The sequence below is a fragment of the Amycolatopsis benzoatilytica AK 16/65 genome (genome assembly GCF_000383915.1).
Taxonomy (GTDB): Bacteria; Actinomycetota; Actinomycetes; order Mycobacteriales; family Pseudonocardiaceae; genus Amycolatopsis; species Amycolatopsis benzoatilytica.
The window spans coordinates 43529-55802 of the sequence record NZ_KB912942.1; the positions used below are offsets into that span (position 1 = coordinate 43529).

Genomic DNA, 12274 nt, shown 5'->3' on the forward strand with positions numbered 1-12274 from the left:
CGAAGAGAGGTGCCCCGTGCCGTACCCCACTGACCACGAGCGCGACCGCCCCTGGGTGATGCGCACGTATGCGGGCCACTCGTCGGCCGCCGCGTCCAACGAGCTGTACCGGCGCAATCTCGCCAAGGGGCAGACCGGGCTTTCGGTCGCTTTCGACCTCCCGACGCAGACCGGCTACGACCCGGACCACGTGCTGGCCCGCGGCGAGGTCGGCAAGGTCGGAGTGCCGGTTTCGCACATCGGCGACATGCGCCGGTTGTTCGACGGCATCCCGCTGGCCGAGGCCAACACCTCGATGACCATCAACGCGCCCGCGATGTGGCTGCTCGCGCTGTACGTCTCGGTCGCGCGCGAACAGGCCGAAGCCGAAGGCCGCGACGTGGACGAGGTGCTGGCCAAGCTGACCGGCACCACGCAGAACGACATCATCAAGGAATACCTCTCCCGCGGCACCTACATCTTCCCGCCCGGGCCGAGCCTCCGGCTGATCACCGACATGATCGCCTGGACGGTGCACCACGTGCCGAAGTGGAACCCGATCAACATCTGCAGCTACCACTTGCAGGAAGCCGGCGCGACGCCGACGCAGGAAGTCGCGTACGCGCTGTGCACCGCGATCGCCGTGCTGGACGCGGTGCGTGACTCCGGTCAGGTCGACCAGGCGGACATGGAGAAGGTCGTCGCGCGGATCTCGTTCTTCGTGAACGCGGGCGTCCGGTTCGTCGAAGAAATGTGCAAGATGCGGGCGTTCACGCAGCTTTGGGACGAGCTGACGCGCGAGCGCTACGGCGTCGAGAACCCGAAGGCGCGACGGCTGCGTTACGGCGTGCAGGTGAACTCGCTTGGGCTCACCGAGGCGCAGCCGGAGAACAATGTCCAGCGGATCGTGCTGGAGATGCTCGCGGTGTCGCTGTCGCGCGGCTCGCGGGCCCGGGCGATCCAGTTGCCGGCCTGGAACGAGGCTCTCGGCCTGCCCCGGCCGTGGGACCAGCAGTGGGCGCTGCGGATGCAGCAGGTGCTCGCGTTCGAGACGGATCTGCTGGAATACGAGGACATTTTCGACGGCTCGCATGTCGTGCAGGCCAAAGTGGACGAGATCGTCGCCGGTGCGCGCGAGGAGATCGCCCGGGTGCGGGACCTCGGCGGCGCGGTCGCGGCGGTGGAGAGCGGCTACATGAAGTCGCAGCTGGTCTCGTCGCTGGCGGAGTACCGCCGGGGCGTGGAGAACGGCGAGCGGATTCTGGTTGGCGTCAACAAGTTCGAGACCACCGAGCCGTCGCCGTTGCAGGCCGAAGGCGCGAAGGCGATCGAGACGATCGACCCGGCGGTGGAGAAGGCCGCGGTCGAAGCGATCGAGCAGTGGCGCGAAGAGCGGGACAGCGCCGCGGTCGCCGCCGCGTTGACCGCGTTGAAGGAGAAGGCGGCTACTTCGGACAATCTGTTCGAGGCCACTGTGGACTGCGCGCGGGCGGGCGTGACCACCGGCGAATGGTCCGGCGCGCTGCGCGAGGTGTTCGGCGAGTACCGCGCCCCCACCGGGGTTTCCGCGGCAGCCGCGGCCGGGCAGGGCGACCCGGAGCTGGAGCGGGTCCGAGAACTGGTCCGGCGCACCGAGTCCGAGCTGGGGGAGCGGCTGCGCATCCTCGTCGGCAAGCCCGGCCTGGACGGGCACTCCAACGGTGCCGAGCAGGTCGCGGTGCGGGCGCGCGACGTCGGCTTCGAGGTGGTCTACCAGGGCATCCGGCTGACGCCGGACCAGATCGTGGCCGCCGCGGTGCAGGAGGGCGTACACGTGGTCGGTCTGTCCGTGCTGTCCGGCTCGCACCTGGAAGTGGTGCCGCTGGTGGTGGACGGCCTGCGCGCGGCGGGAGCAGGCGACATCCCGGTGATCGTGGGCGGCATCATCCCGCCGGACGACGCCGCCCTGCTGACCGAACGCGGCATCGCGCGCGTGTTCACGCCGAAGGACTACGAGCTCACCGGCATCATGGCCGGCATCGTGGAGCTGGTGCGGGAACGGCACGGGCTGTCCAGCTGATCAATTCACGGTCGATCTTGCTACCCGGTGAATAGTCCACGCGGGCAAGCATTTTCCAGCCGTTCTCCAGTCTGCGCGATTTCGCTCGTTGAATCAGGCATTGTTGCGTGAACGTGACGGTTACCGTCCGTGTTTTGATCATCCTTTGTGGACGATCGAAATGACTGTCAGGCTGGGGAAGCGTCCGGATTGCGGAGTCGGCAATACGGTACTCCGAACACGATTGCGCATTTCTAAACGATAACGGAACCCGCCCGGTTTCCCGGGAATCTTTGACCAGGCCGCGACGGGCACCTACGTTCAATTGTTGTCGGCGTCACTGCCGCCAGCTCCCCGGGCCGGCCGGTGACCGGAAATCGCAGGTCGCGCGCAGGCGACCCGATCAAGGGCAAAGGGGCCGCAGACATGGTTCACGACGAATGGCAGCGCCGGGACTTCTTCCGGTTCGCGGCCGCCGGAGCGGTGTTGCTGGGCGCGGCCGCGTGCACCACGGCGCCGCAATCAGGCGGGCAAAGCGGCGGCAGCGCACTGGATCGGGCGAAGAAGGCGGGCACGATCAAGGTCGGCATCGCCGGCGAGATCCCGTACGGGTACACCGAGGGCGGCAACGTGACCGGCGAATCGCCGGAGGTCGCCAAGGCGGTGTTCAAGAGCCTCGGCGTCCCGAAGATCGACGCGACCCAGGTCGAGTTCAAGCAGCTGATCCCGGCGCTCGCCGCCGGGCAGTTCGACATGGTCACCGCGGGCATGGCGATCCTGCCGAGCCGGTGCAAACAGGCCGCGTTCTCCGCGGTCGACTACGTGACGCCGACGGCATTCCTGGTCCCCAAGGGAAATCCGAAGCAGGTGCTGAGCTTCGAGGACGTCAAGACCAAGGGCGTCAACCTGGCGGTGCTGTCCGGCACCATCGAGCAGCAGGTGGCGAAGGCGACCGGGATCCCGGACGGACAGCTGCAGACCTACGACGGCCAGCCGCAGCTGCTGCAGGCGCTGCAGGCGAACCGGGCGTACGCCGGCGCGCTCACCGACATCTCGCTGAAGGCGCTGCTCAAGCAGAATCCGGGCGCGGCGCTGGAAGTCACGAAGGGATTCGTACCGGAAATCCAGGGCAAGAAGCAGATCCAGGCCGGCGGGTTCGTCTTCCGCAAGACCGACAACGACCTCGTCGCCGCGTTCAACACCGAGCTGACGAAGCTGCACCAGAACGGCGAGTGGCTGAAGATCGTCGCACCGTTCGGGTTCACCCAGGACAACCTGCCGCCCGCCGACGTCACCACCGAGCAGCTCTGCTCGGGTTCCTGACAGCGGGGTCGGCCGATGTTCGACCACTTCGGACTGTTCGTCTCGACCATCGCCGACGGACTGCTGCTGACCGTCGAGGCCACCGTAGGCGGCGTCCTGGTCGCCACGGTGCTGTCCTTCCTGGCCGGGCTGGCGATGCTGTCCCGGTTCACCGCGGTGCGCGCGATCACCCGGATCTACGTCGAGGTGTGGCGCGGCACCTCGGAGGTCGTCCAGCTGTTCTGGATCTACTTCGCGCTGCCGGTGCTCACCGGATTCCAGATCCTGCCGCTGTGGTCTGGAATCGTGGTGCTGGGGCTGAACTTCGGCGCGTACGGCGCGGAGATCGTGCGCGGCGCGGTGCAAGCCGTGCCCGTCGCCCAGCGGGAGGGCTGCATCGCGCTGAATCTCTCGCCGGCACAGCGGATGCGCCGGGTCATCCTGCCGCAGGCGCTGGTCGACATGGTGCCGCCGTTCACGAACCTGTTCGTCCAGCTGCTCAAAGGCACCGCGTTGCTGACGTTCATCACCGTTCCGGAGATGACCTACCAGGCGAGCCAGGTGCTGGTGACGCGCTATACCGGGCAGGCCGCGCTGATCTGGACCGTCGTGCTGGTGTTCTACCTGGTCCTCTCGATCCTGATCACGAGCGGGATGAAGATCCTGGAACGGCGCGCCGCCGCCCGCGTCGGGCGGGGCCCGGCACGTCGGCGGGCGGTGCTCAGCGGGGCGGGCACATGAGCTGGGACTGGAACTATCTCTGGAGCGTGCTCCCCACGGTGCTGAAGGGGCTGCTCGTGACGTTCGAGGCGACTGTCCTCGGCGCGATCCTCGCGTACCTGCTGGGCTTGGTGTTCGCGATGCTGCGGCGGTCCGGGATTCGCGTCGTCAGCTGGGCGATCTGGCTGATCGTCGAGTTCGTGCGCAGCACGCCGTTGCTGGTGCAGCTGTTCTTCCTGTTCTTCGTCCTGCCGCAGTTCGGGATCACGCTCTCGCCGCTGGCCGCCGGGGTGATCGGCCTTGGCCTGCACTACGCGACCTACACGTCCGAGGTGTACCGCGCCGGCATCGAAGCGGTCCCGCGAGGACAGTGGGAAGCTGCGGTGGCGCTCAGCCTTCCGCGCGTGCGCACCTGGTTCCGGGTGATCCTGCCGCAGGCGATCCCGCGCGTGCTGCCCGCGCTCGGCAACTACACCATCTCGATGTTCAAAGAGACCCCGCTGCTGCTCGCGATCGGCGTGCTCGACCTGGCCGGGGCCGCGTTCGAGGTCGGTTCGCTCAACTTCCGCTACGTCGAACCCCTCACCCTGGCCGGGGTGCTCTTCCTGGTGCTGAGCTACCCGGCGTCCCTGCTCGTGCGATTCCTGGAGCGTCGTTTTGGCCTCGGCAACTGATCCGATGATCCGGTTCGACCGGGTGGTGAAGACCTTCGGCCCGGTCACCGTCCTGCGCGACCTGGATTTCACTGTGCAGCCAGGAGAATTCGTCTCGCTGATCGGCCCGAGCGGTTCCGGCAAGACGACCATCCTGCGGCTGCTGATGACCTTGGAGAAGGTCGACGGCGGCCGGATCGACGTCGGCGGTCAGCCGCTGAGTCACATGTCCCGGCGCGGCAAGCTCGTCCCGGCGGACGAGAAGTACCTGCGCGTCGCCCGGCGGCGGATCGGGATGGTGTTCCAGCAGTTCAACCTGTTCCCGAACATGCGGGTACGGCAGAACATCACCGAGGCCCCGATCCGCGCGCTCGGACTGTCCAAAGCGGACGCTGACGCGCGCGCGACCGAACTGCTCGAAATGGTCGGTCTCGCGGACAAGGCGGACGCGCACCCGACACAGCTTTCCGGCGGCCAGCAGCAGCGCGTCGCGATCGCCCGCGCATTGGCGATGCGGCCGGAAGTGCTGCTGCTGGACGAGGTCACCTCGGCGCTGGACCCCGAATTGGTCGCCGAGGTGCTCCGGGTGCTCCGCGACATCGCGTCCACCACCGACATCACCATTCTCTGCGTGACCCACGAGATGCAGTTCGCGCGGGACGTGTCGGACCGGGTGATGATGTTCGACCACGGCCGGGTGCTGGAGGACGCGCCGCCGGACAAGCTGTTCACCGCGCCGGAACACCAGCGCACCAAGGAATTCTTGCGCGCGGTGATCGATCGGGAGTGATGATCGGGAATGGCCGCGCCGGTTCTAGCCGGCGTCGCCGCTCGCGAGGATTTCCTTGGTGGACCGGACAGTCGCGAACCCGCCGCCGTGCAGGTTCGTCGCGGTCGCCCGGCTCAGCTCGTCCGCGGTCAGGACCGTGCCGTCCGGGCCCGCCAGGTCGAAGGTGAACGTGGCGTCGAGTGCGAACGTCACGTCGTAACCGAGATTTCCGCCCATCCGCGCGGTGGTTTCGCAGCAGAAGTTCGTCTGGATCCCGGCCAGCACGAAGCTCGTGACGCCGCGGGTCTTGAACCAGGCGTCCAGGTCGACGTCGCCGAGGAAGGCCGAGTTCACGTTCTTGCCGAACACCAGGTCCGGCCGTGCGCCGTCGAGTTCCGGCTTGAAGTCGTTGCCCGGCTGGCCGGGCCGCAGCGGCGAACCGGGCTTGACCGAGTCGTGGTGCACGAGCACGACCGGGTCGCGCCGGTCCTGCCAGGCATGCAGAAGCGCCTTGATGTTCGCCTCCGCGTCCGGGTTGTTGCGCGGTCCCCAGAACGCGGCGTCATCGAAGCCTTGCTGGACGTCGATCAGCAGAAGTGCGGTGGTCATGGCATCGATTCTGCGCGGGCGGCACCAGCCAGGGGAGTGGCAGAACACGCGCGATGCGGTACTTTTCTGCCATGCGTACGATCGGGGTGCTGCTCCTGCCCGGCAGCCGGATGTTCGACCTGGCGGTGATCGCCGAGGTGTGGGCGCAGGACCGGACCGACAGCGGTATCGGCCCGTTCACGGTGCGGATCTGCGCGCCCGGCCGAGACCGTACCCAGGTGTCGCCGTTCGGTGAAGTCGCCGCCACCCATGGCCTTTCCGGGCTGAGCGGCTGCGATCTCGTCCTGGCCCCCGGCCGCGACAACCCGCTCGCCGAAGTCCCGGCCGCCGCCCAAGCCGCCCTCCGCCGCGCCCGCCGCTCCGGCGCGACGGTCGCCGCCCTGTGCTCCGGCGCCTTCACTCTCGCCGCCGCCGGGCTGCTCGACGGCCGCCCGGCGACCACGCACTGGCGAGACCTCGACGCGCTCGCCGCTGTCGCGCCGTCCGCCGACCTCCGCCGGGATGTCTTGTTCACCGAACAAGACGGCGTCCTCACGTCCGCTGGTGTGGTCGGCGGCCTCGACCTCTGCCTGCACCTGGTCCGCCGCGACCACGGGGCCGACGTCGCCACCCGGCTGGCCCGCCGTCTCGTCATGCCGCCGGTCCGGGAAGGCGGCCAGCGGCAGTACGCGGAATCTCCCTTGCCCGCCAGCTCTTCCCGGCCCGGCATCTCGTCCACTATGGACTGGGCGCTGGCCCGCCTCGCCGACGACATCGGCGTGCCCGACCTGGTCGCGCACGCCGGAATGAGCCCGCGCACCTTCCACCGCGAGTTCAGCGCCGCCGCCGGCAGCACGCCCGGCCGGTGGCTGCTGGTCCAGCGTGTGCACCACGCGCAGCGATTGCTGGAGACCACCGACCTGCCGGTCGAACGGGTCGCCGAACGCGCCGGGCTGGGCAGCGCCGCGAACCTCCGGCGCCGGCTCCGCGCGGAGGTCGGCGTCGGCCCGGATTCCTACCGGCGGACTTTCCGTTCCCCGTCCGCCGGGGTTACCGTCGGAGCATGGGCGAGTACGAGCACCTCTTGGTGAAGCGCGACGGCGACACGGTCACCATCACGATGAACCGCGCCGCACGGCGCAATTCGCTGTCCGCCGAGCACCTCGGCGAACTGCTGGCGGCGTTTCGCGAGGCGGGCGAGTCCGACGCGACCGGCATTGTCCTCGCCGGTGCCGGACCGGTGTTCTCCGCCGGACACGACTTCGGCGACGTCGCCGCCCGGGACCTGATGGGCGTGCGCGAACTGCTCACCCTGTGCACGAACGTCATGCAGACGATGGAATCGGTCCCGCAGGTGGTCATCGCGCGGGTGCACGGCCTGGCCACCGCGGCGGGCTGCCAGCTGGTGGCGTCCTGCGACCTGGCCGTTGCCGCCGAGTCCGCCGGCTTCGCCCTCCCCGGCGGCAAGGGCGGCTGGTTCTGCCACACCCCCGCGGTGCCGGTAGCCCGCGCGATCGGCCGGAAACGATTGATGGAACTGGCCCTGACCGGCGACGTCATCGACGCCGCGACGGCGCTGGACTGGGGCCTGGTCAACCGCGTCGTCCCGGACGACGAGCTGGACACGGCAGTCGCGGACCTGCTCGCCCGCGCCACTCGCGGCAGCCGGGCGAGCAAGGCGATGGGCAAGCAGACGTTGTACGCGCAACTCGACCGGCCGGAAGCCGACGCGTACGCGATCGCCGTCGAAGTGATGGCGTCGGCCTCGCAGCTGCCCGGCGCGCGGGAAGGGATGGCGGCGTTCCTGGAGAAGCGCAAGCCAGCGTGGACCGACTGAGTTCCGCTGCCGCTGGCTCGATCCTGGCCTCGGCCCGCTGCTCGGTGCCCGTTCGGGGCGTGGCTCGGTGCCCGCTCGGTCCGCGCTCGGTGGTCAGTCCGTGAAGGGAACATTGAGGGACTCAGAGTCCCTCAATGTTCCCTTCACGGCGTTGCCGTCGGGCAGGTTCCGTCGAGGGGGCCCTTCACGGACCGGCGGAGGATCAGCCGCGTTCGTGCAGCAGCAGCATCCCGTACGCCGCGACGGTCTGCGCGTCGGTGATTTCCCCCGAGGAGATCATCTTCTCCACCTCGGACCGGCTGAACCACGCGGTCCGCATGTCCTGCTCCTCCGGCTCTCGCTCCGGTTCGCCTTCGGTCAGGCCGGATGCCAGGAAAACGTGCCCGCGCTGGCTGGTCAGCCCGGGCGCGACGTCGAGCTGGCCCAGTTCGGTCATTTCCGCGGCGCGCAGGCCGGTTTCCTCGCGCAATTCTCGCCGGGCCAGCTCGGCGGGCGGGACCTCGGCCAGGTCCGGCGCGGTGCCCTGCGGGAACTCCCACCGGCGCAGCCCGAGCGGGTACCGGAACTGCTCGACCAGCCGCAGCCGGTCGCGGTCGAGCGGGATGATCAGCGCGTAGGTCGGCTTGTCGACCACGCCGTAAATCCCGGCGCTGCCGTCCGGACGGCGGACGGCGTCCTCCCGCACGGTCATCCAGGGGTTCCGATACACCTCGCGGCTCGCGACACGCTGAATGGGGTCCACCTCGCCAGTATCGCCGAGCCTGTCCTACCCTCGGCGGGTGCGTCTCGTGCTCGCTTCCCGACAGGTCGGTTCCCGGCGCCCGCTCCGTGCGGGGTGGGGCCGATGAGGCTCGTCGTCGCCCGGTGCCAGGTCGACTACGTCGGCAGGCTGACCGCGCACCTCCCGATGGCCAACCGCGTTCTGATGGTCAAGGCGGACGGCTCGGTTCTCGTGCACTCCGACGGCGGCTCGTACAAGCCGCTGAACTGGATGTCGCCGCCGTGCTGGCTGATCGAGGACCCGGACGTCTGGACGGTGCAGAACAAGGCGGGCGAGAAGCTGGTCATCAGTCTCGCCGAGGTCATGCACGATTCGAAGCACGAACTCGGGGTGGACCCGGGCCTGCAGAAGCACGGCGTCGAAGCGCACCTGCAGGAACTGCTCGCCGAGCACATCAAGACCCTGGGCGATGGCTATACCCTGGTGCGCCGCGAGTATCCGACGGCGATCGGCCCGGTCGACATCATGGCCCGCGACGCCAACGGCGGTTCGGTCGCGGTGGAGATCAAGCGCCGCGGCGAGATCGACGGAGTCGAGCAGCTGACCCGGTACCTCGAACTGCTCAACCGCGACCCGCTGCTGGCCCCGGTGCAGGGCGTGTTCGCGGCGCAGGTGATCAAGCCGCAGGCCCGGGTGCTGGCGGAGGACCGGGGAATCCGCTGCCTGGTCCTGGACTACGACGCGCTGCGCGGCACCGATTCGGACGAGTTCCGGCTGTTCTAACGGTTTTCGCCGGCCTGGACGCCGTTCGTGCGTCGTGCGCAGGCGGTCGCGACCGCCTGCGCACGACTTCGGCGAGTGCCTGGTTCAGCTGATTCGCGGCGCCTGCGCGCCGGGCTGCCCGTCGCGCGCCCGCTTCTTCGCCTCGAACCAGGCCAGCACTTCCTTGTTCAGCAGCGTCGCCACCACGAGCGCCGCCAGCACGATCCCGATCAGCGCCTGCGGGCTGCCCGAAACCAGCGTGATCAGCCCGCTGACCGCGGAAAGCGCTTCGAACGCGATCAGCACCAGCCGTCCCCAGCCGTGGCCGAGGATGATCGCGACCGCCGCCGCCAGCATGGCCACCACGGTCACGTAGGAGATGTACGTCGCGATCTGCAGCGCGGCGACCGGGTCCTGGCCGTGGTCGGCTTCGCGGTTCATCTCGACCTGCATCAGCACGCCGAACGCGCCGTTCAGCAGAATCTGCAGGAAAACGAACGCGAGCGCGGTGCGCAGTCGGCCGGGCATGCGCAAGGGATCGGTCATCGGTTCCGGAGTCCTTTCGAGTCAGGCGGTTTCCGTCGGTTCGCCGCGCAACAGAGCGGGAAGCGAATCACGCGCCGTCCTGCTCGGGTACGGCATTCCTGCCGTCAGCACGGCGCGTCCTCGTGCGGTCACCATCTGTGGTGAATACCGTAGGCCCGAGATGGTGGGCTCTCTCCCGGATCGGGTGATGGTGAGTGGTTGTCCGCCGATGCGACAGGACTCAACACGGGCGCTTCCGGGCAGGAGAAATGCACAGGTCAGCGGCACGTTGGTGAAAAACCGAGGTGTCGTGGTGCTGGTTCGGAATCCATGCAGTACTGTGCCGGTCTGACAGGAACGATGGTGTTTCCTGTGCGAGAATGTTTGATTCGGAGGTGGCAGGGGTGCCGTTCCTCGCCGACGCGAACTTGCGACTCGATGCGAGTCCGATCGACTACATCGAGCTGGCGTTCTATTTCGTCCTGGTGCTCGGCATCGGCTATCTCGCCAGGAAGCAGGTGTCGAGCAGTCTCGACTTCCTGCTGTCCGGCCGGTCGCTGCCCGCCTGGGTCACCGGTCTGGCGTTCATTTCCGCGAACCTCGGCGCGGTCGAGGTCATGGGGATGTCCGCCAACGGCGTGCTCTACGGCTTGCCGACGGTCCACTACTTCTGGATCGGCGCCATCCCGGCGATGCTGTTCCTCGGCCTGGTGATGATGCCGTTCTACTACGGCTCCAAGGTCCGCAGCGTGCCGGAGTTCATGCGCCGCCGGTTCGGGCCGGGCGCGCACCTGGTCAACGGCGTCAGCTTCGCCGCCGCGCAGATCCTGATCGCCGGCGCGAACCTGTTCCTGCTGGCCAGCGTCGTGAACCTGCTGCTGGGCTGGCCGCTGTGGGTGTCCATCGTGATCGCCGCCGCGATCGTGCTCGGATACACCGCGCTGGGCGGGCTTTCGGCCGCGATCTACAACGAGGTGCTGCAGTTCTTCGTGATCGTGGTGGCGCTGCTGCCGCTCACCATCGTCGGCCTGGTCAAGGTCGGCGGCTGGCAGGGCCTGGTGGACAAGGTCACGCACAGCCCCGGCGGCACCGAGCAGCTGCATTCCTGGCCGGGCGACAACCTCACCGGCTTCGGCAACAACTTCCTGTCCGTGCTCGGCATCGTGTTCGGCCTCGGCTTCGTGCTCTCCTTCGGCTACTGGACCACGAACTTCGTCGAGGTCCAGCGCGCGATGGCGTCGAAGAGTATGTCGGCCGCGCGCCGGACGCCGATCATCGGCGCGTTCCCGAAGATGCTGGTGCCGTTCATCGTCATCATCCCCGGCATGATCGCCGGCGTGGTGGTGCCGGAGTACTTGCAGGACAAGGGACTTCTGCTGCAGGACAAGCCCGCGAGCAGCGGCGTCACCGCGAACAACGCGCTTCTGCTGCTGATGCGCGACCTGCTGCCCAACGGCATCCTCGGCATCGCGATCGCCGGTCTGCTCGCCTCGTTCATGGCCGGCATGGCGGCGAACCTCAGCTCGTTCAACACCGTGTTCACGTACGACATCTGGCAGACGTACGTGAAGAAGGACAAGCCGGACGGCTACTACCTGAACCTGGGCCGCCGCACCACGGTCGTCGCGACGATCATGGCCATCGGCACCGCGTTCGTCGCCTCGCAGTCGTCGAACATCCTGACCTACCTGCAGGATCTGTTCTCGTTCTTCAACGCGCCGCTGTTCGCCACGTTCATCCTCGGCATGTTCTGGAAGCGGATGAGCCCGTCCGCCGGCTGGATCGGCCTGATCGCCGGCACCGCGTCGGCGATCACGATCTGGGGACTGTCGCAGGGAGGGGTGCTCTCGCTGGCCGGGCAGGGCACCAGCTTCGTGGCGGCGGGCACCGCGTTCGTGGTGGACATCGTGGTGAGCGTCGGGGTTTCGCTGGCCTCGCAGCCGAAGGAGGAGGCGCAGCTGGTGGGCCTCGTTTACTCGCTCACTCCGCGGGACGCGCTCAAGCACGACGACACCGGCGAGAACGCGGGCTGGTACCGCAAGCCGGGCCTGCTGGCCGGCATCGTCCTGGCGATCACCATCGTGCTGAACATCATCTTCTGAGGAGGCCCGCATGACCGAGAACACCTCGCGGCCGCGCAAGGCGGGCGCCTTCGACATCCGGCTGATCATCGCGCTGCTGCTCGGCGTGTACGGCGTGATCCTGACGATCATGGGCGCCGGGTTCACCAGCGACGCGGACCTCAAGAAGGCCGCGGACGTGAACATCAACCTGTGGTCCGGCATCGGCCTGCTGGCGGCGACCGCCGTGTTCGTGCTGTGGGCGGTGCTGCGCCCGCTGGCCGTGCCGGAAACGAAGGAAGAGTCACCCGTCGAATAAC

13 protein-coding genes are annotated in these 12274 nt (G+C 68.3%); 10 read left to right on the top strand and 3 right to left on the bottom strand.

The window, feature by feature from the left end; genetic code table 11:
* Positions 1–16: 16 nt before the first annotated feature.
* The 5 genes from AMYBE_RS0100230 (at position 17) to ehuA (ending at position 5482) form a co-directional block, all read left to right on the top strand.
* Positions 17–2038 (top strand): protein meaA, encoded by a 2022-nt coding sequence (locus AMYBE_RS0100230; protein WP_084469833.1) that lies wholly within the window; start codon positions 17–19, stop codon positions 2036–2038.
* Positions 2039–2443: 405 nt separating this feature from the next.
* Positions 2444–3340: an ectoine/hydroxyectoine ABC transporter substrate-binding protein EhuB gene (ehuB, locus tag AMYBE_RS0100235; protein WP_020657307.1), complete on the top strand. Its 897-nt coding sequence runs from the start codon at positions 2444–2446 to the stop codon at positions 3338–3340.
* 15 nt (positions 3341–3355) lie between these two features.
* A complete protein-coding gene (gene ehuC, locus AMYBE_RS0100240; RefSeq protein ID WP_020657308.1) occupies positions 3356–4060 on the top strand; it encodes an ectoine/hydroxyectoine ABC transporter permease subunit EhuC in 705 nt (234 codons plus the stop codon).
* Positions 4057–4713 (top strand): ectoine/hydroxyectoine ABC transporter permease subunit EhuD, encoded by a 657-nt coding sequence (gene ehuD / locus AMYBE_RS0100245; protein WP_020657309.1) that lies wholly within the window; start codon positions 4057–4059, stop codon positions 4711–4713. The genes ehuC and ehuD overlap by 4 nt, the downstream gene beginning before the upstream one ends.
* A 4-nt stretch (positions 4714–4717) precedes the next feature.
* Positions 4718–5482: an ectoine/hydroxyectoine ABC transporter ATP-binding protein EhuA gene (gene ehuA, locus AMYBE_RS0100250; RefSeq protein ID WP_020657310.1), complete on the top strand. Its 765-nt coding sequence runs from the start codon at positions 4718–4720 to the stop codon at positions 5480–5482.
* A 24-nt stretch (positions 5483–5506) separates the two neighbouring features.
* On the opposite strand, the gene AMYBE_RS0100255 is transcribed toward ehuA, so the two are convergent.
* The gene (locus AMYBE_RS0100255) at positions 5507–6070 is read right to left on the bottom strand and encodes a cysteine hydrolase family protein (protein WP_020657311.1); all 564 of its coding nucleotides are present in this window, start codon (positions 6068–6070) and stop codon (positions 5507–5509) included.
* 71 nt (positions 6071–6141) lie between these two features.
* Here AMYBE_RS0100255 and AMYBE_RS0100260 point away from each other — a divergent pair, with 71 nt between their 5' ends.
* Together AMYBE_RS0100260 and AMYBE_RS0100265 are read left to right on the top strand one after the other, a co-directional pair.
* Positions 6142–7140: a GlxA family transcriptional regulator gene (locus tag AMYBE_RS0100260; protein WP_020657312.1), complete on the top strand. Its 999-nt coding sequence runs from the start codon at positions 6142–6144 to the stop codon at positions 7138–7140.
* On the top strand, positions 7113–7886 hold the full coding sequence (locus tag AMYBE_RS0100265) for an enoyl-CoA hydratase-related protein (protein ID WP_020657313.1): 774 nt from the start codon (positions 7113–7115) through the stop codon (positions 7884–7886). Before AMYBE_RS0100260 ends, AMYBE_RS0100265 begins: the two co-directional genes overlap by 28 nt.
* Before the next feature lie 202 nt (positions 7887–8088).
* Here the strand turns inward: AMYBE_RS0100265 and AMYBE_RS0100270 are convergent, their stop codons facing one another.
* Positions 8089–8628, bottom strand: coding sequence for an NUDIX domain-containing protein (locus tag AMYBE_RS0100270; protein ID WP_027927241.1), 540 nt, complete (start codon positions 8626–8628; stop codon positions 8089–8091).
* A 102-nt stretch (positions 8629–8730) separates the two neighbouring features.
* Between AMYBE_RS0100270 and nucS the strand changes: the two genes are divergently transcribed.
* Positions 8731–9390, top strand: coding sequence for an endonuclease NucS (gene nucS, locus AMYBE_RS0100275; RefSeq protein WP_020657315.1), 660 nt, complete (start codon positions 8731–8733; stop codon positions 9388–9390).
* 84 nt (positions 9391–9474) lie between these two features.
* Here the strand turns inward: nucS and AMYBE_RS0100280 are convergent, their stop codons facing one another.
* On the bottom strand, positions 9475–9915 hold the full coding sequence (locus AMYBE_RS0100280; RefSeq protein ID WP_020657316.1) for a hypothetical protein: 441 nt from the start codon (positions 9913–9915) through the stop codon (positions 9475–9477).
* A gap of 383 nt (positions 9916–10298) precedes the next feature.
* Between AMYBE_RS0100280 and AMYBE_RS0100285 the strand changes: the two genes are divergently transcribed.
* A complete protein-coding gene (locus tag AMYBE_RS0100285; protein WP_154676436.1) occupies positions 10299–11996 on the top strand; it encodes a sodium:solute symporter family protein in 1698 nt (565 codons plus the stop codon).
* A gap of 10 nt (positions 11997–12006) precedes the next feature.
* A complete protein-coding gene (locus AMYBE_RS0100290) occupies positions 12007–12273 on the top strand; it encodes a hypothetical protein (RefSeq protein WP_020657318.1) in 267 nt (88 codons plus the stop codon).
* Position 12274 lies beyond the last annotated feature (1 nt).

Coding starts and splice junctions, on each gene's coding strand:
- ehuB (WP_020657307.1), top strand. CDS start 2,444: ATGGTTCACGACGAATGGCAGCGCCGGGACTTCTTCCGGTTCGCGGCC.
- ehuC (WP_020657308.1), top strand. CDS start 3,356: ATGTTCGACCACTTCGGACTGTTCGTCTCGACCATCGCCGACGGACTG.
- ehuD (WP_020657309.1), top strand. CDS start 4,057: ATGAGCTGGGACTGGAACTATCTCTGGAGCGTGCTCCCCACGGTGCTG.
- ehuA (WP_020657310.1), top strand. CDS start 4,718: ATGATCCGGTTCGACCGGGTGGTGAAGACCTTCGGCCCGGTCACCGTC.
- AMYBE_RS0100255 (WP_020657311.1), bottom strand. CDS start 6,070: ATGACCACCGCACTTCTGCTGATCGACGTCCAGCAAGGCTTCGATGAC.
- AMYBE_RS0100260 (WP_020657312.1), top strand. CDS start 6,142: ATGCGTACGATCGGGGTGCTGCTCCTGCCCGGCAGCCGGATGTTCGAC.
- AMYBE_RS0100265 (WP_020657313.1), top strand. CDS start 7,113: ATGGGCGAGTACGAGCACCTCTTGGTGAAGCGCGACGGCGACACGGTC.
- nucS (WP_020657315.1), top strand. CDS start 8,731: ATGAGGCTCGTCGTCGCCCGGTGCCAGGTCGACTACGTCGGCAGGCTG.
- AMYBE_RS0100280 (WP_020657316.1), bottom strand. CDS start 9,915: ATGACCGATCCCTTGCGCATGCCCGGCCGACTGCGCACCGCGCTCGCG.
- AMYBE_RS0100290 (WP_020657318.1), top strand. CDS start 12,007: ATGACCGAGAACACCTCGCGGCCGCGCAAGGCGGGCGCCTTCGACATC.